This window comes from Pectobacterium betavasculorum (assembly GCF_000749845.1).
Classification (GTDB): Bacteria; Pseudomonadota; Gammaproteobacteria; order Enterobacterales; family Enterobacteriaceae; genus Pectobacterium; species Pectobacterium betavasculorum.
The window spans coordinates 331,706-354,559 of record NZ_JQHM01000001.1 but is presented as its reverse complement, the minus strand read 5'-3'; the positions used below and the strand labels follow the sequence as shown (position 1 = coordinate 354,559).

At 46.5% G+C, this 22,854-nt stretch carries 17 protein-coding genes and 2 pseudogenes; 2 read left to right on the top strand and 17 right to left on the bottom strand.

The window, feature by feature from the left end; genetic code table 11:
* Positions 1-23: 23 nt before the first annotated feature.
* The 4 genes from KP22_RS01590 to KP22_RS01575 form a co-directional block, all read right to left on the bottom strand.
* A complete protein-coding gene (locus KP22_RS01590; protein WP_039302322.1) occupies positions 24-962 on the bottom strand; it encodes a substrate-binding domain-containing protein in 939 nt (312 codons plus the stop codon).
* An 80-nt stretch (positions 963-1,042) separates the two neighbouring features.
* Complete coding sequence (iolG, locus tag KP22_RS01585) at positions 1,043-2,029, bottom strand: inositol 2-dehydrogenase (RefSeq protein WP_039302319.1); 987 nt, start codon at positions 2,027-2,029, stop codon at positions 1,043-1,045.
* Between the two features lie 836 nt (positions 2,030-2,865).
* Positions 2,866-4,797, bottom strand: a complete 1,932-nt coding sequence (gene iolD / locus KP22_RS01580; RefSeq protein WP_039321986.1) for a 3D-(3,5/4)-trihydroxycyclohexane-1,2-dione acylhydrolase (decyclizing) — start codon at positions 4,795-4,797, stop codon at positions 2,866-2,868.
* 356 nt (positions 4,798-5,153) lie between these two features.
* Complete coding sequence (locus tag KP22_RS01575) at positions 5,154-6,665, bottom strand: CoA-acylating methylmalonate-semialdehyde dehydrogenase (RefSeq protein WP_039321982.1); 1,512 nt, start codon at positions 6,663-6,665, stop codon at positions 5,154-5,156.
* Positions 6,666-7,007: 342 nt separating this feature from the next.
* Here KP22_RS01575 and KP22_RS01570 point away from each other — a divergent pair, with 342 nt between their 5' ends.
* Positions 7,008-7,865, top strand: a complete 858-nt coding sequence (locus KP22_RS01570; RefSeq protein WP_039302311.1) for a MurR/RpiR family transcriptional regulator — start codon at positions 7,008-7,010, stop codon at positions 7,863-7,865.
* Positions 7,866-7,912: 47 nt separating this feature from the next.
* Positions 7,913-8,239 (top strand): annotated as a pseudogene (locus KP22_RS01565) (putative quinol monooxygenase).
* Here KP22_RS01565 and KP22_RS21390 read toward each other — a convergent pair.
* The 13 genes and pseudogenes from KP22_RS21390 to KP22_RS01500 form a co-directional block, all read right to left on the bottom strand.
* A pseudogene (locus tag KP22_RS21390) lies at positions 8,155-8,508 on the bottom strand (protease pro-enzyme activation domain-containing protein); the annotation flags it as partial. The pseudogenes KP22_RS01565 and KP22_RS21390 sit on opposite strands and share 85 nt — an antisense overlap.
* A 19-nt stretch (positions 8,509-8,527) precedes the next feature.
* A complete protein-coding gene (locus tag KP22_RS01555) occupies positions 8,528-9,085 on the bottom strand; it encodes a chorismate mutase (RefSeq protein WP_039302305.1) in 558 nt (185 codons plus the stop codon).
* A 378-nt stretch (positions 9,086-9,463) separates the two neighbouring features.
* Positions 9,464-11,599, bottom strand: a complete 2,136-nt coding sequence (locus tag KP22_RS01550; RefSeq protein WP_039321976.1) for a YjbH domain-containing protein — start codon at positions 11,597-11,599, stop codon at positions 9,464-9,466.
* A complete protein-coding gene (locus tag KP22_RS01545) occupies positions 11,596-12,378 on the bottom strand; it encodes a capsule biosynthesis GfcC family protein (protein WP_039302300.1) in 783 nt (260 codons plus the stop codon). The genes KP22_RS01550 and KP22_RS01545 overlap by 4 nt, the downstream gene beginning before the upstream one ends.
* Before the next feature lie 9 nt (positions 12,379-12,387).
* Complete coding sequence (locus tag KP22_RS01540; RefSeq protein ID WP_039321973.1) at positions 12,388-13,065, bottom strand: YjbF family lipoprotein; 678 nt, start codon at positions 13,063-13,065, stop codon at positions 12,388-12,390.
* A 76-nt stretch (positions 13,066-13,141) separates the two neighbouring features.
* A complete protein-coding gene (gene yjbE, locus KP22_RS01535) occupies positions 13,142-13,399 on the bottom strand; it encodes an exopolysaccharide production protein YjbE (protein WP_039302294.1) in 258 nt (85 codons plus the stop codon).
* A 432-nt stretch (positions 13,400-13,831) separates the two neighbouring features.
* Positions 13,832-15,238 carry an NADP-dependent phosphogluconate dehydrogenase gene (gene gndA, locus KP22_RS01530; protein WP_039321970.1) on the bottom strand — a complete coding sequence of 469 codons (1,407 nt, stop codon included), beginning with the start codon at positions 15,236-15,238 and terminating at the stop codon, positions 13,832-13,834.
* A gap of 230 nt (positions 15,239-15,468) precedes the next feature.
* Positions 15,469-16,365 carry a sugar phosphate nucleotidyltransferase gene (locus KP22_RS01525; protein WP_039302879.1) on the bottom strand — a complete coding sequence of 299 codons (897 nt, stop codon included), beginning with the start codon at positions 16,363-16,365 and terminating at the stop codon, positions 15,469-15,471.
* 91 nt (positions 16,366-16,456) lie between these two features.
* Positions 16,457-17,623 carry a nucleotide sugar dehydrogenase gene (locus tag KP22_RS01520; RefSeq protein WP_039302288.1) on the bottom strand — a complete coding sequence of 389 codons (1,167 nt, stop codon included), beginning with the start codon at positions 17,621-17,623 and terminating at the stop codon, positions 16,457-16,459.
* A 172-nt stretch (positions 17,624-17,795) separates the two neighbouring features.
* The gene (locus KP22_RS01515) at positions 17,796-19,019 is read right to left on the bottom strand and encodes an MATE family efflux transporter (protein ID WP_039302283.1); all 1,224 of its coding nucleotides are present in this window, start codon (positions 19,017-19,019) and stop codon (positions 17,796-17,798) included.
* Positions 19,020-19,028: 9 nt separating this feature from the next.
* Positions 19,029-20,261 (bottom strand): rhamnosyltransferase WsaF family glycosyltransferase, encoded by a 1,233-nt coding sequence (locus tag KP22_RS01510; protein ID WP_039321967.1) that lies wholly within the window; start codon positions 20,259-20,261, stop codon positions 19,029-19,031.
* A 47-nt stretch (positions 20,262-20,308) separates the two neighbouring features.
* Entirely contained in the window at positions 20,309-21,109 is an 801-nt protein-coding gene (locus KP22_RS01505; protein WP_244879994.1) for a glycosyltransferase family 2 protein, read from the bottom strand.
* A 208-nt stretch (positions 21,110-21,317) separates the two neighbouring features.
* Positions 21,318-22,847 (bottom strand): hypothetical protein, encoded by a 1,530-nt coding sequence (locus KP22_RS01500; protein ID WP_156107254.1) that lies wholly within the window; start codon positions 22,845-22,847, stop codon positions 21,318-21,320.
* Positions 22,848-22,854 lie beyond the last annotated feature (7 nt).

Genomic DNA, 22,854 nt, shown 5'->3' with positions numbered 1-22,854 from the left:
TTAATAATGGCGTGGAAAACGATTTATTTTCCCGCTTCGCCAATGCGCTCGGCATCGTTCAGATTATCTTTGGTAATCATGGTCGGTTGGTAGTCTGCCCCGGTGATAGGCGCTTTACTGCGGATGTTATTGGTTAACTGCGTTAACGCCGTGGTCACGGCATAGCCTGGACGCTGATCGGCGGTCACCGCCAGCCAGCCGTCGCGTACGCGAGCCAGCGCCTCCGGCACGGCATCAAATCCCGTCACCAGCACGTCGCCGGGCTTCAGCCCCTGCCCTTGTAACGCTTCAATCGCGCCCAAAGCCATGTCGTCATTCGCAGAGAGGATCACCTGCGGACGTTTAGGCAGCGAAGGAAAAACACTTTCAACAATGCGCATCCCTTCTGAACGCATCCAGTTCCCCGTCTGGTCAGCCACAATACGGTACTTGCTGCCGCCCGCTTTCAGGCTGTCGCGAATCCCCTGCGTCCGTTCAATGTTGGAAGAAGAACCCGGCTGACCGGTCAGCAAAATGATCTCTGCCCCATCCGGGAACTTGGTTTTGACATAGTCGGCAATAGCCTGGCCGCCTTTGTAGTTATTGGCGCCAAAATGCGGCACCGCTTTTTCCGTTTTCACCGAACGATCCAGTGTGACTACCGGCAGCTTGGCATCCTGAATTTCGGTTACAGCACTGGAAACCGCGTTAACGTCATTCGGTGACACCACAAAGCCCTGTGCACCACGCGTGATGGCATTCTCCAAGTCGGCGGCCTGCTTCGGCGAGCTACCCTGTCCATCCAGCACCTGTAAATTCACGCCCAGCTCTTTGGCGGCTTTAACGGCGGTACGCTGCATGTGAACTTCAAATGGCATAGCGAGATTCGGCGTACTGAAAACGATTTGTTCATTTTGAGCCTGAGCAAGACCAGACAGACCCAGTGCGATGGCGATTGCGGTAACGCTGATGATCTTTTTCATATGTCTTTTCTCTTCATCTGCTTCTGTTATGGGTATGGGTGTAGGGTTGAAAGCAGGTAAAACGCGCAGTGCCAATACGGTTACACGGCGACCTCCTTACCTTGAGCCAGGGATTCAAACGCTTTATCCGCCAGATTCAACGCACGTTCACCGTCCAGTCCGGAGCACTCAGGCTGAGTAAGACCATTCAGCACATCGACAAAGTGCTGCCACTCTGCCGCGTAGGCCGCGTGATAGCGTTGCAGGAAGAAATATTCAGGTTTCGCAGACAGACAACCGTCATCCGTCCACTGCTCGACTACGTTTTCACGGATATTGCCAGCAGTGAGCACGCCTTTCGCCCCGTGCAATTCAAGGCGCTGATCGTAGCCGTAGCCGGAACGGCGACTGTTAACGATGGTCGCCATCGCGCCAGAGGCAAATTTCAGCACGATAAATGCGGTATCAATATCGCCCGCCTCACCAATCGCCGGATCGACCAGATTGCTGCCTTGTGCAAAGACCGATACGGGTTCTTCGCCCATAATGAAACGCGCCATATCGAAATCATGGATCGTCATATCGCGGAACATTCCGCCGGAAACGCGAACATACTCAGCAGGCGGTGGGGACGGATCGCGGGAGATAATCAGGAGAGATTCTGGCTTGCCGATATTGCCTTCACCCGCTAGCGTTTTGACGCGGCGAAATTGCGGGTCGTAGCGGCGGTTGAAGCCGACAAACAGCGGCACGTTCTGCTGTTTGACGACGGTCAGGCAGTCGCGAACGCGGGCAATATCCAGATGTACCGGTTTTTCACAGAAGATGGCTTTGCCATGCTTAGCGGCCAGCTCAATCAAGTCAGCGTGCGTGTCGGTCGCGGAGGCAATCAGGACAGCATGCACGGCAGGGTCGTTCATGACCTCGTCAACCGTTTGTACTTTGCTATGGTAACGTTCTGCCAGCGCCGTGGCATTGGCGGGGTTGGGATCGACCACCGCGTACAGGTTGGTTTCTTTGTGTGCCGCGATGTTCACTGCATGGACCTGACCGATACGGCCCGCGCCCAGTAAAGCGATGTTAAACATAGATGCTCCCTTGCTACCTGAGTGGTATTTAACGCCAGACTGATAAAGTGACGGGATAACGGCTAGTCGCATACTCTCCAGCCCCATCACTCATTTTTTACCGCAAATCCCGATAGCTAAAATAAAACATTTATTTCAGTTTTGTATAAATTGAAAATTATATTTTTGCGCGTCAGTTAACATTTTCATGACATCTTCGCTGTTTTCTGCAACCACAATCACACATCGAATGAGAACGTTTATGGCGATATACATGACTATCAGGGGATCGGTCAGGTGCTGGCTTACGGCAGGAGGGAAAATGAAACCGTGGTTTAAAAATGAAATGTATATTTCAGTTTGATTTCTTATTCATCGAAGGATGGGAAGCACCTGACAGAATTAAAGATCGTAAATGTTATTTGCAGAGGCTGTTTCGTCGTCAAATTTTTATGCAGATGTGGAAAGGGTTTCGTGCGCCACAATATCGCCATTTTCATGCTACCTCTTAGCACGCGCCCGACACAGGGCGGCTCAGTCGCCGTCGCCCTGTGAACCCTGGCTTCCGGCTAAATTATGTCGCTGCGCGATACCTTCGTCGGTATCAGGCTTAACGGACCGCTTGCGACACGTTTACTCGCCCCATAAATGGGACTCGCCCTTCGGGCCAGCACAAGTGCTGTTCAAAAACGTCTCTGACGTTTTTGTCAGACGTGGCGCAAGCTTTCGCGGCATCCATGCCGCTCATCCTAAGCCTGCTATCTCCTCAGCATAATTTCTTACGCCGGGTAACTACTAATCCCACTTGCGACCCGACGTTATTTGTTACTCAGAAACAGCCACTAAGGGAAATTCACCTAGTACTGACGCGCGCGGGAGAGCGCGGCTTTCACGCTATTGGCCGCAGACTCAATCTCCGGGTTGTCAGCAACCTGCGCCGTGCCGGTGCGCCACCAGGACTCATAGCCGTGCGTCATGGTCTTCGGCAGCACCTTGATATCAAGCAGCACTGGCCTCGTATGCTGGCGTGATTCCGTCAGTGCCTGCCTGAGCGAGGCCTCATCATGTACCCGCCACGCTTTGCAGCCATAGCTTTCCGCATTCTTGGCAAAATCTACCGGAATAAGCGCACCGCGCAGTTGCCCTGACTCTGCATCGCGATAGCGATTTTCTGTACAGAAACTGCCCATCCCCTGACTCATTTGTAGGTTGTTGATACAGCCAAAACCCGCATTGTCGAACAGCAACACAGTAATTTTGATGCCTTCTTGTACCGCCGTTTGCAGTTCGGTATGGAGCATCAAATAGGAACCATCGCCAACCATCGCGTAGACAGGCTGTTTCGGTGCCGCAAGGCGTGCACCAATGGCCGCCGCAATCTCGTATCCCATGCACGAGTAGCCATATTCCAGATGATAGCTGTCTGGCGTTTTCACCTGCCACACACGCTGTAGATCGCCCGGCAACGAGCCCGCAGCGCCCACCACAACCGCGTTGTCTTCCAGCTCCTCATTCAGTATGCCCAGCACACGCGTTTGCGTCAGATGGGTATTCAACGTGTGACGGTATTCGTCCAGCTTGTCTTCCAACCCATCCACCACTTCCGGCACCAGTTCCCCTTTATCTTGCACGGCAAACAGACGTTGTAGCTCACGCTCCCATTCCGCACGAGCCTGATCAACAGCCTGCTGCCAACCGCTACGATACGACGCCGCCGCCAGCCGTTTGCTCAGCGCTTCCAGCCCGACACGGGCATCGGCGATCAAGGGTAAGGCGTCTAGTTTTAGCGCATCAAATTCGGCAACGTTGAGCAGTAAAAACTCAACATCTGGGTTTTGAAACAGAGACTTGGAAGCAGTAGTAAAATCGGTTAAACGCGTTCCGACGCCGATAATCAGATCCGCCTCTTGCGCCAGTCGATTCGCCGCCAGCCCGCCCGTCACGCCAATACCACCGCAGTTCAGCGGGTGTGATGAAACGATCGCGCCTTTGCCCGCCTGCGTTTCGCCAAACGGTATCGCAAACTGCTCGGCAAACTGCACCAGCGCGTCATGTGCGCCGGAATAGCGTACGCCGCCACCGCAAATCAGCATTGGACGGCGTTTTCTCGCAATCAGCGCTGCTGCTTCATCCAGTCGAGCCGCATCCGGCGGGCGGCGTTCGAGGTGATGGACACGCTTGCGGAAAAATGATGTCGGATAATCCCAGACTTCTGCCTGTACATCCTGCGGTAAACATAGCGTTACCGCACCGGTGTCTGCCGGATCGGTTAGTACACGCATGGCGTTAATCAACGCGCTCATCAGCTGTTCAGGGCGATTAATACGATCCCAGTAACGGGAAACCGGTTTGAAGCAGTCATTGGTACTAATCGACAGATCGTGGTATTGCTCTACCTGCTGCAATACCGGATCCGGCTGGCGACAGGCAAACAGATCGCCGGGCAGCAGCAGTACCGGGATGCGGTTGGCGGTAGCGGTCGCCGCAGCGGTCACCATATTCGCCGCTCCCGGCCCCACCGATGAAGTCACCGCATAGATTTTCCGCCGCTTGTGCTGTTTAGCAAACCCGACGGCGATGTGTGCCATTCCCTGCTCGTTGCACCCCTGATGCACGGTGAGACGGTTTGCCTCCTGCTCCAGCGCCTGGCCGATGCCCAGTACATTACCGTGACCAAAAATGGTCATGACGCCCTGCACAAAGGGGGATTCTTCACCATCAACGCTGATGTATTGCTGGTTGAGAAACCTGACCAGCGCCTGCGCCATGGTGATGCGACACGTATCCATTGATCTACTCCTTAAATAAGGATCTGATTTCTATAATGAACTATGTATATTCAGCGAGCATTTCGTGCGCGAAAATTTAGCCATTCTTATGCTACGTTGTAGCACGCGCCCGACTCAGGGCGCTCAATCGCCGCCGCCCTGAGAACCCAGGCTTATGGCGATAAATTATGCCGCTACGCGGGCCCTTCGGTATGTGTCACCGTCATCCGAACCGCCAGTGACGCGGCCCCTCCGCGGCACTGGCTTTCGCGACATCCTTGTCGCTCTTTCGGCGGCGCACCTACCTCAGCATAATTTTTGACGCCAGCAGAACAAAACCGGTGCACTATTTTCACCACCCGTTATAGGTCAAATCCTCACTCCAGCGTGGGCATGACGAAACTGCTGGTGTGGTGTTCCAGACGGACGCTGGCGGGCCAGCGACTGGTGACAGTTTTCATGCGGGTGTAGAAGCGCACGCCGTCATTGCCGTGGACATTCAGCGGCCCAAAAATGGAGCGCTTCCAGCCGCCAAAGCTGTGGAACGCCATCGGTACTGGGATAGGTACGTTCACGCCAACCATGCCGGCCAGCACCTCTTCACAGAACTGACGCGCCGTTTCACCATCGCGGGTAAAAATAGCCGTACCGTTGCCGTATTCATGGTTGTTAATCAGCGTCACCGCCGTCTGGTAATCCGGCACGCGTACCACGGATAGAACGGGACCAAAAATTTCTTCCTGATAGATCTTCATCTCCGGCGTGACGTTATCGAACAGCGTCGGCCCGATGAAATAGCCTTGCGGATGCCCTTGTACGGACAGCGTGCGGCCATCGATACGTAGCGTCGCGCCTTGATCGACGCCACTTTGAATATAGTCGGCAATTTTTGCTCGATGTGGCGCGCTGATTACCGGCCCCATTTCATTTTCCTGCCCGTCGACCAGACCTGGCCCGACGCGCATTGCTTTGATCTGTGCGCTCAGACGCTGATGCAGTGCTTCCGCCGTGTCATCACCAACAGCGACCACCACCGACAACGCCATGCAACGCTCGCCCGCCGCACCAAACGCCGCGCCCATAATCGCGCTGGCAGCCATATCCATGTCGGCATCCGGCATTAGGATACAGTGGTTTTTCGCCCCACCCAGCGCCTGACAGCGTTTGCCGTGCGCCGATGCCGTCTGATAAATGTATTCCGCCACCGGCGTCGATCCCACAAAGCTTACCGCCTGCACGCGCGGATCGGTCAGCAGGACGTCCACCGCTTCTTTGTCGCCCTGAACGACATTAAACACGCCATCCGGCAGGCCTGCTTCCTTCAGCAGTTGTGCCAGCAGCAGCGAGAGCGACGGATCCTTTTCCGAGGGCTTAAGCACAAAGGTATTACCTGTCGCCAGTGCAATCGGGAACATCCACATGGGCACCATCGCCGGGAAGTTAAACGGCGTAATCCCAACGCACACGCCGAGCGGCTGCATCAGAGAATGGCTATCCACACCAGTGCCAACATTCGCTGAGTGTTCACCTTTTTGGAGATGCGGAATACCACAGGCAAACTCAACGACTTCCAGCCCGCGTGTCACCTCACCCACAGCATCGGAATAGACCTTGCCATGCTCCTGTGAAATCAGCCGAGCTAGCGTATCCATTCGTTCTTCCAGCAGTGCCTTGAAGCGAAACAGGACGCGCGCACGGCGTAGTGGAGAGTGCTTCGACCACGTCGGGAATGCCGCCGCCGCGCTGGCAATGGCCTGCTCTACTTCTGTCTTATCAGACATCACAACCTGGCGGATCTGCTCGCCCGTCGCCGGGTTATACACCGCGGCGTAGCGCTGGCTGTTGCTGGAGGCAATTGCCCCCTGAATGAAGTTAGATACGGTTTCCATGTTTACACCTTTGTGGGTTTTGAGGAGACAAACGGCTGACACCGGATTACAGTATATGAAATGAATATTCCATTTAATGAAAAAATAAAATAAATATTGATTATTGTGATCCGCTGCGAATTTTTATGTAAACTTGAAGTCGGCTGTCTACAAAGACAGGCGAACAGACTCTGAAAATAGCTTTATCGATAAAAGGTTTATCGCCGGAAATGTCGTACAGATAAAACAGCCGTATCCAGAAATGAATTTTCCGTTCCGTTTCAGACACCCATCACAGGCGTGACGGGAACCGGGCAGAATTGTGATATGTGAGTCTTACACGTCTTTGGGAGATGACCCGATATGCCCATGGCAACCAGCCTGAGAGAGTTACAGGAACAGATCCGCGAGCGTTATGATTCACTCAGCAAGCGGTTACAGCAGGTCGCACACTATGTGCTGGATAATACCAACAGCATCGCGTTTGATACTGTCGCGGTGATCGCCGAACGCGCGGATGTTCCCCCTTCAACCCTGATCCGCTTCGCCAACGCCTTTGATTTCAGCGGTTTCAACGAAATGAAACAGCTATTCCGTATGAATCTGGTGGAGGAAACGGCCAGCTATACCGATCGGGCGCGGCTGTTTCGGGCGATGGAAGCTGATGCCGTGCCAGAAACGCCGTTGGATATTCTGCATGAGTTTGCCCGCTCAAACGCGCAGGCGATGCAACAGCTAGCGGCACGTACCCCGCAAGAGGATCTGCAAAAAGCCGTCGATCTTCTGGCTCAGGCGGACACGATCTATATCGTGGGGCTGCGGCGCTCATTTAGCGTCGCCACCTACCTCACCTATGCGCTCAGCCATCTGGAAAGCAGTGCAATTCTGGTCAACGGACTGGGAGGCATGTTTCGCGAACAGCTCAGCCGCGTTAACTCACGCGATGTGGTGGTCTCCATCAGCTTCTCACCCTATTCACAGGAAACCGTGATGGTCAGCGAGATGGCGGCGAAAGCGGGTGCGCGACAAATTGTGATTACCGACAGCCAAATCAGTCCGCTGGCAACGCTCAGCGACGTTTGTTTTGTGGTGAAAGAAGCGCAGGTTGATGCATTCCGTTCACAGTCTGCCACGCTGTGTTTGGTGCAATCGCTGATGGTATCGCTGGCCTACCGACAGGGAAACGGCGCAGATCAGAGTGAAAAACAGCAGCGCGGCTAACCGGAACCGTTTAATCAGCAGGACTCACAGAGAGGAAGAGCTATTTTATGCTTCAAGTCATCGCACAGGATTTTATCAAACCTGAGAGCATTGAGATCGTCATGCCGCTGTACCGCGAGTTAGTAGAGAAAACGCGACAGGAACCGTTGTGCATCTCGTATGCGCTTTTTATCAATCAGAAAGATCCAGGGCATTTCACCTTTATCTAAACCTGGCCGGATAGAGCGGCACTGGACATTCACTGCCAGACCGAACACTTCCAGCGTCTGGTTCCCATGATAAATAGCCACCATGCCTGCTCCATTTGCACTGCGGTACCCGTTAAGAAGACGGTACGGCTGGCAGGATGTTCACGCTCGATAGATAGCCGATAATGCCGAGAAAATGCGCGAACGTGCTCCATATCAGCATCATCCGCGCCAAATTTCCTGGCATAACTGGCACGCGACAGCGGCTTGTTAGCGTTGATGCCGCCAAATTGCGGATCGATGCTATCGTGCAGTTCGGTATAATACTCATCCTCTGGCATAGTAAAACGCAGTACCAGCATTACCCTAACGCTTTCATTAACATTACAGCGCTCGCGGTACGCTGCGTCAGCGATATTTCCGCGTTCACTCCCTTTCAATAATTGGTAAGTCATCGTCTTCTCTCCCACTCAGCTATTTGCCGTCTGGTTCAATGTGGCTCAATGCCGCATAAATCTGGCGTTTGTCGTTCTGTGACAGATGCTCAACATTAATAGAAGAAAGAAATGTAGCCTCTTGCTGAGGTGCAAAATGCCCGCCATTCGCGAGATAACGTTTAATACTAATCAGAAGTTGGTCGTCAATCGTGAGTAGCATGGGCCTGATGGTGTCGTTCAACGAAAGGGGTGTCCAGTCGCTCTCAGGCGTAGCAAGCCAGTCCGCCATGTAGCGATACTGAATGGCTTTGCTCGCATTCATTAATGAAGTAAAAAACAGCTGTGTACTCTGAGGGGATAAACCAACGGCAGCAGATTGCTCCCGCGCCTTACTCAAAATACGGTCCTCTTGCTTTAAATCCTGAACCGGCAGGTGTTGGCGAGCCTTATAACCCGCAATATCTTTCATCAGCACCATCCTCTCTTGAATCAGTTGATAGATACCAAGAGGATTATCCTGCATGGCCGCATGCAGAGGGAGACACCAGACAGAACTCATCACTAACGAGATAACAGCGGAAATAGGCAAATTCATCGAGTTGCACTCTCCTGTCAGCATTAATGGCTATGTTCTTATTTCGCCATTGAGGCTGGAGATAATAGATTTCGCTGCATGAACCTTCCATGACGAAACTATTTCAATCATTACTCACAGGACACACTTCTTCTTGAGAATCTTCCGATCTGTCACGATAACCGCGATTAACGAGTTAAATTACCAATAACTTAGGAATAACAGCTCATCATTCTCTTACCTGGAAACAACATGATCAAGATACAAATAATAACCAAATGAAATAGTTCAAATCGGTTATTAAATGAACTTGTTTAGCAAAGCAAAGGCGCACAAAAAAGCCCACCATGGTACTTAGACCATGGTGGGCTTGATAAACCCTAAACGACCGAGAATCGATTAGTGATCGGTGAGGCCATACAGCGAACTACGGCGCTGAAGCATTTGACCACCGTCACGCGTTAGCGGTACCCAACCGACAGATCCACGTTTCACCGTCGGTTCAGTGAACAGCAGATCAAACGGTATCGAGACATAGAAGCCTTTGGTAAAGCTTCCTTCACCATATTCAGCGGAGCTAACATCGGTTTTGGTCGCAAAGGCCCCTGCAACAATCCCGCTGTCAAAGCGGCGAGAGAGATCGAGGGTCACCCCTTTATCACCAGCCAGATAGCGCCCCACGCTCACTTTCGCGACAGCACCTTCTATAAACGGCATCTCCCAGTATGCAGTAAGATGACCTGTCACCACATCGTAATCGGCCATCCTCATGATGTCGTTCCAGTCACGCTGTTTGACATAGTTCACATCCATCCCCAGCGCCCAGCTTTTACCGAACGGACGATACAGCACTTCAGAACCGACACCGGCATACATCAATTCCAGATAGCCGCCGTAGACCTGTGTATACCAGTCCTGCGCGGGATTATCCCTGCGGGTCAGTTGCAAGTTGGTCAATAATAAATCTGAAGAAGTGGCATATTCACGCACCCAGGTTCTGACACGCGGCAGCGCCGCGCCGTCCGCTGGTGGCGTTTTATAGTTGAACTTGTCATAGTTATTCACCAGATTCAGCGTCGCGGTTCCCCCCACGCTCCAGTGATCGCTTAGACGGTAATCCACATTGCCTTTCAGAGCGACCTGGTACATATAGAAGGATTCAGGGCCGCCGAAAGACTGCACTAACGTCGGATCTAATGAATACGTCAGACGATCGGGTTCAGCGAGCAACACTTGCTGACCACGCACGTCGGATACCGGCTCTTTGCGATGTGTTTCAGGTTCCGGTTGACCAAGCGGAACGGCAGCCAGTTGAACCTGATGGAAAGCTTTGGCATCGACTTCCGTACTGGCAATAGGTAAACGCTGATTACGCTGAACAATATGATATTCATCAATACTGCCCGGCACGTGGTTCGCCAATACCGTAGCCGCACGTTGTGTCGCCTGCTCACTATCACGATATTTTGTCTGATCGGCAACAATGGTGACCTGCTTTTGGTCCGCATAGATATCGGCGTCCTTAAAGCCAGCCTTGTCATTCAGCTCTTTCGAGACTAGCTGCCAGTTTGTCCCTTTACCATCGTGCACCGGCGCATAGACCGGGGGCGCATCGTCTAAATAGTTCGGCTTCAGGTCGTTGAAATTAGTGCGTAGGGTAAAGCCCCACATCAGGGTATTTCCGCGCTGCCATGACAGCGTGGTATCCAGTATATCGCCAACCCGATAAACCGCGCCGATGTTGAAAGGCGAATCATGCTTAAGCTGCTGTGGTCGGCCATCAGGTGAAGTTCGTTCTGCACTGTAATCGTTGCCGTCATACTCTAGCTTTAAGCGCAACGGATCCCACGGCGTTTGATACTCGATCCCACCAAACAGTGCTGCCGGGCCATGGAAAAAGTTCCCCACCTCAAACTGGCCAGTGTCTGTATTGTTGGTACGATTACAGAAGCTGTCTTTCAGTGAACAGGCTGGGTTTTTGATATTGCCGCTCTCAGCCATATTGCCCCACCCCATACCCAGCGTGAAATCAAACGGCCCCATACGCTTGCTTGCTACCAAATATTCGCTATCAAACAGCCCTGTACCCGCAATATCACGCAATCCCAGCGATACATCCGGCATCCAATAGCTCTCTTGCCACAGGCGAGCCTTAAGATCGAATGCTTTGTCCTTATAGGATTGATTACCACTAAAATCAGCGTTGTTACTGTAAGGACGAGTACGGATATCGGTATAACGCACCGTCGTTTCTAGCCAGTCAAAGACCTGAAGGGACACGGAGTAGCGCCGGTACTCTTCGTTATCACGATAGTTAAGGCTAAACTCACCCGTTTCCGCCATACGTGCAGTCGGCATCTGCAATAGGCCCGTACCACCGAAATCAGCCTGTGATACTCCCGCAGGCTGAAAACGCAGGTTCGGGTTCGTTTCGGTGCGGCCACTTTCTGTTTCAGCCGCCATCGCCTGTGCACTCAAGATGCTGCCAATCGCCAACGACAGACAGCCTAGTTTAACATTTCTGCTCTTGGTCATTCGAGTGGGATCCGGTTAGACAGGTAGTCAGCAAGCTGATCGTTAAGTGATGACATATCCTGAGGTAAAACAGAAGGATTGAAGCCGATGAAGATCGTTTCACCCGCCGCAGGCTCAATATGCTGACGGTTCCATAGCGCTAGCGGTACTTTGCGCCACTGGCCATTCCCCCCAATCAGATAGCCGTAACTGTTATCTGCTCCCGCTAAAAGTCTCCGCCCGGCAAGATAATTCTCGATCGACCATCCGGCACGCAGTGCCAGTTTTCCCGACGTCTCCAGTTCACCCACGTCGGCAGCGGTATTAACCAAACCAATCATAGAGAGTCTGTCATCATGGGGAGCCACATACAGTGCATATTCCCCCACCAGAGGGCGATTATTTTCACTATGCACACGAATGCGGTCAGGATCCAAATCGGTACGGATACGACCAGCAACATTAATCGGGTTAATCGCTTTTCTCAGCAGCCAGGCGGAGATCGCCAGATCGCCATCACCTGAATTACGCCAAAGAGTTTCCAGTTCCGCCAACTTTCGCTCCAAGACATCACCCTGTACTTGTACCTTCTGCGTTGTTGCAAAATCAGAAATAAACGCCGTTTGCCAGTTGATATTCTGTGGCCAGGGAACCTGTTCATAAAATTTTTCAAGACGCGTACCGTCGTCCAATTTAACGACTGCGAGCGTTTCTTGAGGCGATTTCACAGTGAGCTGTGCGGACGTTGCGACGCCGGAAACCAGCAACAACAAGGTAGCGATACGGTTAAGTGCCAACATTTCAGCCCCTTATTGTACGTAGGGTTTTAATACGGTGAATGTGACCAATGCCATACCCGGCCCCATATGCTGCTGGCTTTGAATCACACTTCCGTTAGTCGGATCGAGCCAGTAGCTATTCGTGTAAGATTCATTTAAGGCGGGGACGGTAACCTGCTCATCAAAGCGCAGCAGCTCACGTGAGGTATCCAGAATTTTTATCATTTCTTTACCACGGGCCTGAAAAGCGGAGTGCGTATCGTAACCACCACGGAAGACCTGAGCCCACTCAACTCGGCTTTGCCATGTCATTGGCGTCGATGTCTTCAAAAGACCTAATGTCAGGGGATCCTGTTGCAGATTATCCACATAGGTAATGTCTTCGCCGAAGCCCTGTGTTTTCACTAAACGGCCATGTTGGGTCGCGACCATATTTTTATCGGCCCCGATCCATTTCAACTGATTCTGTTCGGCAAAAGCGAGCACAACAAACGCCTGCGGCGCTTTCCCCACCTTCAGATAAGCCGACGCATAAGGTGTATTGGCAACCTGTTTCGCCGTCACATGGGTATCATCCTGACCAAAAAACGCCAGTTTAAATGTTTTCCCCACCTGCTCCACATTTTGGGAACAGCCAGTCAACACAATCGATAAAAGAGGTATGGCAATCAGCGAACGTACCTTTGCCATTCGTTTTATTTTTGTCATGAAATGCAGTTCTCGTTGAACAACGCAGCCTGGAAAAAGAAAGGCCACCGAAGTGGCCTTAGAATAAAACACGAAATTAACGTGTACCAGTTACCGTCGTAGTAGAGGTACCAGTGCTACCGCCGTCATCATTTTCAGCAACAGCAACAGCAACACCGACAGCTACAGCGGCAGCAACACCAACAGCAACCAACCCCGTTGAGCCAGATGCGAAGGTCGTTGCTGAAGCGCCAGCAGCCCCTGCATTTGAGTTGGTGCTAGAGACGCCATCAACAGCAAACGCGTTTGACGACATAGCCAGTACAGCGGCCAGTGCGATTAACGTTTTCTTCATTACGATTTCCTTTTAAACATGAAGTACTTCAGGGTGGAGTACCGTCGAAAAGACCATACCCCGTCCTTCATTCCAGTCAGCAACAACGCCAAATCGATTTAATTTTGCGTCGTTACGGACCGTTACCGGGATCCTCCCAGTAATGAGTTACAGTTCAATGGCGATCAAACCACCTCTGTTAAGCAACACCAGAAAGCAAAACTACAACTCAATTTTTGCAACATTAGTAAAAATAGCAAGATCCCGATGTAATAAACAGCAATGATCTCGGTAGCAAATCAGATTTCTTTAATGAAACTTACAATGCTTCAGAAAAAAAACCATAAATATCCTGACGATATCAATACACTGGTTAGTCAATACAAAAAAACGCCAGATATTTCCTACTCTGGCGTTTTATTAAAAACAGCATTACCTAAGCATAAGAAACGATTATTCCAGCCACTCGGTATGGAATACGCCTTCTTTATCCGTACGCTTATAGGTATGTGCACCGAAATAGTCACGCTGAGCCTGAATTAGGTTAGCAGGCAACACGGCTGAGCGGTAGCTATCGTAATAAGCGATTGCCGCGGAAAATGTTGGTGTCGGAATACCTTGCTGTACAGCGTAGGATACCACGTCTCGCAGCGCTTGCTGATATTCGTCAGCCACTTTCTTGAAATAAGGAGCTAACAGCAGGTTAGCGATATCCGCTTTCTGCTCATACGCATCGGTAATTTTTTGCAGGAACTGTGCACGAATAATGCAGCCTGCGCGGAAAATCTTGGCGATTTCACCGTAATTCAGATCCCAGTTATTTTCATCTGATGCCGCTTTCAACTGTGAGAAGCCCTGAGCGTAAGAAACGATTTTGCCCAGATACAGCGCACGGCGTACTTTTTCAACGAATTCGACTTTATCACCATCGAATGACTGAGCGGTCGGGCCAGTCAGTACTTTAGACGCCGCTACACGCTGATCTTTCAGTGAAGAGAGGTAACGTGCAAAAACGGATTCCGTGATCAGTGACAGCGGTTCACCCAGATCCAGAGAACTTTGGCTAGTCCATTTACCGGTACCTTTGTTAGCCGCTTCATCCAGAATCACATCAACCAGATATTTACCGTCTTCATCTTTTTTCTTGAAGATATCAGCCGTAATTTCAATCAGGTAGCTGCTTAATTCGCCTTTGTTCCACTCGGAGAACGTCGCTGCAAGCTCATCGTTGCCCAGGTTCAGTGCCTGCTTGAGCAATGCATAGGCTTCAGCAATGAGCTGCATATCACCATATTCAATGCCGTTATGCACCATCTTGACATAGTGGCCCGCACCATCCGCGCCAATGTAGGTCACACAAGCTTCACCATCAGCACGCGCAGCAATCTGTTCCAGAATCGGAGCAACCAATTCATAAGCTTCTTTCTGGCCGCCCGGCATAATGGAAGGCCCTTTCAACGCGCCTTCTTCCCCACCGGATACACCTGTACCGATGAAGTTAAACCCTTCAGCGGACAATTCGCGATTGCGGCGAATCGTATCTTTGTAGAAAGTGTTACCGCCATCGATCAGAATATCACCCTTCTCCAGATAAGGTTTCAGCGATTCAATCGTTTTATCGGTTGCTTCACCAGCCTTCACCATCAGCAGAATACGGCGGGGTTTTTCCAGGGATTCGACAAACTCTTCAACGGTGTAAGAAGGCACCAGTTTTTTACCTGGGTTTTCCGCGATAACTTCATCGGTTTTATCGGAAGAACGGTTAAAGATGGAAACGCTATAGCCACGGCTCTCAATGTTCAGCGCCAGATTGCGCCCCATCACCGCCATACCAACAACGCCAATTTGCTGTTTGGACATTAAAGCAACTCCTGTCTGAAGGATAACCTGCCTGCAACAGCGACAACGCCTCGCGTTGTGACCTCGCAAGCAATTTAAAAACAGGTCAACATGGTAACTCAGCTTTGCGTGAGTGGGTAGTGATTGGTTTAATAGAGAAAGCTCACCCAATCGGAACGTATGGCGGGGAAAAGAAAAAACCGCAGAACGATTCAACGAACTGCGGTTTTACAGCATGCTACCACTTATTATTACTTCTTCAGCAGTGCCCTAATACTTTCTTTAAATTCGGCACCGAACTCAGGATTGCGTAACCCATAAGACACAAATGCCTGCGCGTAACCCAGTTTGCGTCCGCAGTTAAAGTTCTTACCCGACATCTGCACTGCATCAACCTGTTTGGTCGCGATCATATCGGCAATCACATCTGTTAACTGAATACGCCCCCATGCACCAGGGAGTGCTTTCTCCAGCAGTGGCCAGGCATCAGCAGTTAAAACATAGCGCCCTACCGCAGAAAGATCGGAGCCTGTGTCAGAGGGTGCCTCAGGTTTCTCAACCATTGACGTAATCGCAGCCGCATCCCCTGGATTCACCAATGGTTTTTCACAATCGACAACAGAGTACTCTGGCAATACCTCATAAGGGCGATGTTTCACCAGTACCTGACTACGTCCAGTTTCTTCGAAACGGGAAATCAACAGCGCCAGATTTTCCTTTGTCTGATCGGCTGTGCTCTCATCCAGTACCACATCAGGCAACACTACCACGAACGGGTTATCGCCAACGATTGGGCGAGCGCAGGAAACCGCGTGCCCCAACCCCAGCGTTTCTCCCTGACGAACGTTCATAATTGTCACGCCTTTCGGACAGATAGCCTGAACTTCGGCTAACAATTGACGCTTAGCGCGTTCCTCCAGCAAAGACTCAAGCTCAAACGAGGTATCAAAATGGTTTTCAATCGCGTTTTTCGACGCATGTGTAACCAGAACGATTTCTCTAATCCCTGCCCGCACACACTCGTTGACGATTTTTTCAATCACCGGACGGTCAACCAGTGGCAACATTTCCTTAGGAATGGCCTTGGTCACCGGTAACAAATTCATCCCTAAACCTGCGACAGGGATAATCGCTTTCAATGATGTCATGGATTGACTCTCTTCAATCTGATGGTTTTTATTTGGTTGATTACTTCCGTAGCGTAATGCCATAGCGCCACTTATGACACTAAGATTACACCTAATCCGAACCGAAGAGGTCACGTGTGTAGACTTTTTCTACGACATCAGATAATTCTGGCGCCATACGGTTTGAAATAATGACATCGGCAGCTTTCTTGAACTCGTCAAGATCGTCAATAATTCGAGATCTGAAAAAATTCTCTTCTCTAAGAACGGGTTCATAAACCACGACTTCGATACCTTTAGCCTTGATTCGCTTCATCACCCCTTGAATAGCAGATGCGCGGAAATTGTCAGACCCGGCTTTCATGACCAAGCGGTAGATCCCCACAACCTTAGGATTGCGCGCAATGATAGAATCAGCGATAAAATCCTTCCTTGTGCGGTTCGCCTCTACTATTGCGCCAATTAAGTTATTCGGCACAGAATCATAGTTAGCGAGTAGCTGCTTTGTATCCTTAGGCAAACAATACCCACCGTAACCAAACGATGGATTATTGTAATGTGTGCCAATACGCGGATCTAAACCAACACCGTCAATAATTTGCTTGCTATTAAGCCCTAAGGTTTGCGCGTAAGTATCCAGTTCATTAAAGTAAGCCACGCGCATAGCTAAATATGTGTTCGCAAAAAGTTTGATGGCTTCTGCTTCTGTCGAATCCGTGTACAGCACAGGGACATCTTTTTTAATTGCGCCTTGTAACAACAAACCAGCGAATGTCTTAGCGCGTTCTGAATTCTCACCAACCACGACCCTTGATGGATGTAAATTGTCATAAAGCGCCTTTCCCTCTCGCAAAAATTCAGGAGAAAAAATAATATTTTCTGTATTGAACCGAGTTTTTGCCTGCTGAGTAAAACCGACAGGAATCGTCGATTTAATAACCATCACTGCACGCGGATTAATTGCCAAAACATCCCGAATGACCGATTCTACAGAGCTAGTATTAAAATAATTTTTTTTTGCATCATAATCAGTCGGTGTAGCAATAATAACAAAGTCAGCATCTTTATAAGCAAGATTTTTATCTATTGTCGCAAGAAAATTGAGATCTTTATTTTCTAAGAAATTTTCTATTTCATTATCAGCAATAGGCGACTTTTTTTTATTAAGTAAATTAATTTTTTCCTCGATGATATCAACTGCTACGACTTCATTGTGTTGCGCCAACAAAATGGCATTAGACAGGCCAACATAACCTGTACCGGCAATTGCTATTTTCATAATTTAATTCACCTAGAATAAAGACAACTTATCAGTCAACAATCATAAAACTGAAAACCATTTAAAATGGTAGTCATTTATTTTAATTCCACCACATTTTATAAAAAACGCAACCATTAGTAATAGTGATATAAATAAAAACAATTTTATAATACGTATGAGCGTTGATTATTTAACAAGAATGTAATTTCAATTTACTCACATGTTTGTTGTAATAAAATAGCTGAGTTAACAAACCCGCAATCTCTGCTAAAATCTCCCCCAAAAGTCCGCCCCATACACCATAATAATAGCCCAGAATACAGATAGCTGACACACCGACTATCGCTGAAGCTATATTTGCAATTGATATTTTTTTCGAAACCCCCATAGCAACTAAAGCTAAGCCATATCCTCTCGATGTGCAAATTGTAGCAACGACAACGCCGGCAAGGAGAGAATACTCCAGGCTAACATTAATTGTATTTGAGTATATGTATGGGCTAATAAAATAACACGAGATAGTAAACCCTACCATGCTAAATAGGCCAACACAAAAATTAATAATAATCGAAATTTTTATTCTCTTAGCGCGTTCATCTGCTGGTGCCGTTCCGATCCAACTTTGTAATCTACTAGGAAATCCACTTAAAATAGACAGCGCCATTCTGAAAAGTCGCTCAATACCGGTAAAAGTAGCCACAGCAGCAGGATTAACAAATCCAATTAACGTAATAGGTAGAGCCGTATAAAAAGTACTAATAACACGACCAAAAACCAACTGATAGTGATCTTTAAACAATAATGTTAACTCATTAAAGTCTTTCTTACCTGGTATCAATGGCACTTTTAAAAAATATGACAAAAGCATCATTGAAATAAAAAAAGAAAATAACATTGCCAAACTATAAAAAATCAAACCGCCGTAGAATTTAATAAGGAAAATACTAATACCACACAATATAAGTTTCGGTATAACAATATAATAGAGAATATATTCAGGTTTATTTAAACCGATCAAATACCAATTGGGTAAAAGAGCCCCACATGTAATAGCAATAGCCATTACAATCGCAGAAAGCAAAAAATCGTCAACCAAAAGAAAGCAAACTAATGCGGCAATGAGAACACAAAAAACACTCGAAATTAGCCGGGATGATAAAGATTTTCCATACCACAATTTTCGCTCATTATCGTTTAATCCCGCAACTAATTGAGGGCCTATGACTCCCCAGCCCAGTTCACCTATTACAGCTCCAGCACCACCAATGGATTGAGCAATACCAATCGCAATAATAACCTTATTTCCATACAAGTCTGTTATTGTCGGATAAACGATAAAGGGTATGAGAGCTGACAATAACGGGAGGACAAAATATAAAAACATTTTCCATATATTTTGTTTAGTAAATAACATTCTCTTATCTCAGTTATGGATATGTTTAGAAATAGCCTCAATCACGTCACTCATTGGTCTTCCATAAGATTGTACTAAACTCTCATCATACTCATAACACCCATTTTTATGTAGATCCTGGATCGCGCAAAGCAGTTTATCTGCCAATTTATCAGGAGATGCAGCAGCTACATACATTCGAGGATGTAGACCTACTCTCGTGCCATTAAGATCATTTGTGACGGCATATGCACCGCTTGTGATCGCATCAAGCGGGGGATGAGATGGATGCGGACTATACTGAAGGGAAAAGACAATATCTGTTTCACTAAGTCTGTTGAAATATCCATCCCATGATAACTTGCCTAGTGAGCGTAATGTAACTTTTTCAGACAGAACGATATCACTGTGTTTTTCACCTGCACTTAAAATTTCTAATTCATAATCAGTGTTATCAGTTCTTTTGGCCAGAAGAGTCAGTGCCCCAATACCAATATCAAATAAATTCCTAGATTTACTTGGTCTTCCATAAAATAACACGCGAATTTTTTTTGATAGCTTCCTATTAGCCGATGCTTTCTCCAACATATGTAAGTCAATTTCAGGGAAAAACACCAATTCTTTGGAGCAAGGTATATTCGCTTTTTTTAATGCATTAAAAAGTGGATACGAATTTACCACATGACAAAAACCCGTTAAATATGTTTCTTCAGTCAGAGCAAACGCTGTTGACCACGGATGAAATCCAGATTCATAATCCTGAATCAGATAAATGACATTTTGTGGTTTAATGATCCCCAAATGAGCTGCCACAGTTAAAGAATGTGCTGTTGTCCAATAAGTAGCCACCCAAATATCATCAACATTTACACTAAGGTTTACAATATCAATATCACTCACAAACTCAATGCGGCTATCAGGGAATATATTCTTCTGTATCCATGAACGAGTCGAGTTATCTGGTGATTCACCAAAAGTAATAACCCTAATATTTAAGGATAAACTTGATGATAAACGAGAAGAGAATTCTAGCGCTGTCTTAATCCCTGCAAAAATCCCATTTGCTGGTAATCCTGGCAGGATTAAGTTTATTTTTTTTTCTACAGTCGAATCTACATTAACACATGATGAGGCTAAGCTATAAGTAGTTAATCGAGAATAAGCTGCCGCGTTATCATATTTAGCACTATTGCTGATATATAAAGCCTTCAGTTTTTTTTCTTTTATTTTACGAAGAATTTTAGATTTAATTTCCCTTAACACATTAACCTCATTTATTTATAATAACACATCAAGTAAATTTCAAAAAATCAATACTTCTTTAAGCACCGTGGGTGGCAACCTAAGAGATAGGCCTTTGCTATATTGTATACATTGCTCCAATTCATTTTCATGGATTCAGCAACAAATTTACGAATAAGTAAATAGTGCAAATGAAACGTTGGATAGCGTCTGGCAGTAATAGCCACGTCTAAGGCACGCTCTATATTTCGAAGGTTATTTTTTCTTGAGCTTTCATCCAACCTAGAAAGAGAATGCACCAAAAAAGAAGATGATCGAATTTTTACACTTTCGCCTTTAGTACAAATTTTGTAAATACGACGAAAAAGGCTAAAATCAACACCGTATAAGGCATAGTGCTCATCAAAAAGTTTTAAACCATGCCGCTTAAATTTTTCTATCAGAGTGTTGTTTATTATTAAACCAGAACCAATAGATAACGCAGACTTTGGATCTAAGTCTCTATCTGTGGTAACAATCTCATTCTCACATATAGGATAATAAACGCACCTGTCACCGGATGAGATTATCTTAGGAACCTCCAAATCTACTTTACTATTTTTTACTGCCTTTACAAAGGATTCCGATATTTCAGTATCATCATCTAAGAGAATGAATCTGTCAGAACCTTTATATTTTAAAAAAATATCATTATATATAACACTAAGGGGAACATTATCAATGGAATTAATTAGTTCAACTTGATTATCAAAACATTGATTCAACCGCACAAAAAGTTCGCAATCATAACTTACCTCACTGGGGCCATTATTTTGAATCACGACTTTAGTATTATAAAATTTATATTCTGATAATGTCTTCAGGGTCATGGACTCTTGAAGAGTCTTATTATAAATAATTACTAATATGATATTAGCCCACATATCTTCCTCGTATAAAACACCATGAATAAATATTCAAAACAAGAAATCAAACCATCAGTAATTTACTTATTTACAGAAATAAAAATTTAACTAACAGTTCATAACTAAGAACATACCGCTCTTATCCTTCAATGAAATCCTGTTATATTTCAAGCTAGTCAGGAAAAACATGCCCTTTAGAAGGAATTACCAGACAGTAATTATCATCTTCAATAAAATTAATTTTCCCGCTATCTATACCTGGAGCTAATTTAATATTAACATTTTCTGTTTTTCTTATTTCAATTACCATTTTTCTCGTATCATTTATTATAAAATTTGTTTTTTTTATACCGTCTAGGTAGAACGACACTACGGCATCTTGCTCAATCATATATTTATTACTTTTTCTTAAATTTTCGTCATTCCCTTCAATTTTGAACAAGCCTTTATCTAGTGACGTAGATCCTTTTTCAGTATTGTATATAACAATTACTCTTTTAATTATTTTCTTATAAGAGACCTTTAGATTAATTTCTTTACAAATTTCATTTTTATCTGATATAACTAGTATCGCATACTGGCAAGTATCAGCATCCACATATCCTGAAATATTTCTACATCCTGAACTAATTCGTAACCCCGAACCTTTTATTGCTTCAATTGTATTTATATCTAAAATAACTGATTCTATATTTTTATGCAAAATGCAACCGTGCATATAAGGTGATCTTGAGTTAACCTTTACTCGCCCATCTTTACAATTTGGTTCAATTTCACAACCACAATATGCACTATTTTCAGATCTAATATCTAATATAAAACTTTCAGAGTTAGATATTTTTAATCCTGATCCTAATTGTAAATCATTACCCTTTACAGGATAGACTTGACCTGAGTTATTAAATTGCCCTGATATATATATATCCCTGCAACCAGATACAAAACATGGGAATACGGCATCTTCACAAACGATATTTTCAATATAGATGCCTTTGACATTTTGAATAAATAATCCGTGTGAACTCGTTACTGCTCTTGTATAAAAATTTGAACTTATACGATTATTATTTTTATCAACAAGATACGTGCTTTTTTCTTTTCCACTAATATTTAATCTACCTACAATTTTAAAGTTATTTCCTGCTACCTTAAGCGTCGCTAAATTATCATCAGTTTTAACAGAGTTTGCAGGCCTACGAGTTAATGACGCATTGTTACCAATGATAGTTATATTATCCTTCTTAACAATCCATTCAGAGCCTCTATCTTTTAGAGCATTATAATAAATTGCATTTTTTTTAAAAAAAACCACACTACCAACATCTAGAAAAAGAAGCATTTTATTAAACGAATCGGCATCATCGGATAATCCATCACCTATGCAACCAAACCACTCAGGCTTTATAATTGAACTATCATCAGTTATTCTTTTCCAGATTAACTTATTATTTTGCCGAATATTTATACCGCCATCATCTTTTGATTTGATATCTTCTACCGCAACGAAAACCCCACCACCAGTATTTTTATTTTCATAATAAGAAGACAACTTTACTTTCTCACCTGCATATTGAGCAGTGTATTTTCTTAATTCAGACATTGACCGAAGAACATTTATCTTTTCCTTTGGATAGGCAAAAACTAAATTTTTACTACATAATATAAAATATGTAATAGAATGAATAAAACCTCGACGATTCATATGCGAT

Coding starts and splice junctions, on each gene's coding strand:
- KP22_RS01590 (WP_039302322.1), bottom strand. CDS start 962: ATGAAAAAGATCATCAGCGTTACCGCAATCGCCATCGCACTGGGTCTG.
- iolG (WP_039302319.1), bottom strand. CDS start 2,029: ATGTTTAACATCGCTTTACTGGGCGCGGGCCGTATCGGTCAGGTCCAT.
- iolD (WP_039321986.1), bottom strand. CDS start 4,797: ATGGATACGTGTCGCATCACCATGGCGCAGGCGCTGGTCAGGTTTCTC.
- KP22_RS01575 (WP_039321982.1), bottom strand. CDS start 6,665: ATGGAAACCGTATCTAACTTCATTCAGGGGGCAATTGCCTCCAGCAAC.
- KP22_RS01570 (WP_039302311.1), top strand. CDS start 7,008: ATGCCCATGGCAACCAGCCTGAGAGAGTTACAGGAACAGATCCGCGAG.
- KP22_RS01555 (WP_039302305.1), bottom strand. CDS start 9,085: ATGAATTTGCCTATTTCCGCTGTTATCTCGTTAGTGATGAGTTCTGTC.
- KP22_RS01550 (WP_039321976.1), bottom strand. CDS start 11,599: ATGACCAAGAGCAGAAATGTTAAACTAGGCTGTCTGTCGTTGGCGATT.
- KP22_RS01545 (WP_039302300.1), bottom strand. CDS start 12,378: ATGTTGGCACTTAACCGTATCGCTACCTTGTTGTTGCTGGTTTCCGGC.
- KP22_RS01540 (WP_039321973.1), bottom strand. CDS start 13,065: ATGACAAAAATAAAACGAATGGCAAAGGTACGTTCGCTGATTGCCATA.
- yjbE (WP_039302294.1), bottom strand. CDS start 13,399: ATGAAGAAAACGTTAATCGCACTGGCCGCTGTACTGGCTATGTCGTCA.
- gndA (WP_039321970.1), bottom strand. CDS start 15,238: ATGTCCAAACAGCAAATTGGCGTTGTTGGTATGGCGGTGATGGGGCGC.
- KP22_RS01525 (WP_039302879.1), bottom strand. CDS start 16,365: ATGACATCATTGAAAGCGATTATCCCTGTCGCAGGTTTAGGGATGAAT.
- KP22_RS01520 (WP_039302288.1), bottom strand. CDS start 17,623: ATGAAAATAGCAATTGCCGGTACAGGTTATGTTGGCCTGTCTAATGCC.
- KP22_RS01515 (WP_039302283.1), bottom strand. CDS start 19,019: ATGTTATTTACTAAACAAAATATATGGAAAATGTTTTTATATTTTGTC.
- KP22_RS01505 (WP_244879994.1), bottom strand. CDS start 21,109: ATGACCCTGAAGACATTATCAGAATATAAATTTTATAATACTAAAGTC.
- KP22_RS01500 (WP_156107254.1), bottom strand. CDS start 22,847: ATGAATCGTCGAGGTTTTATTCATTCTATTACATATTTTATATTATGT.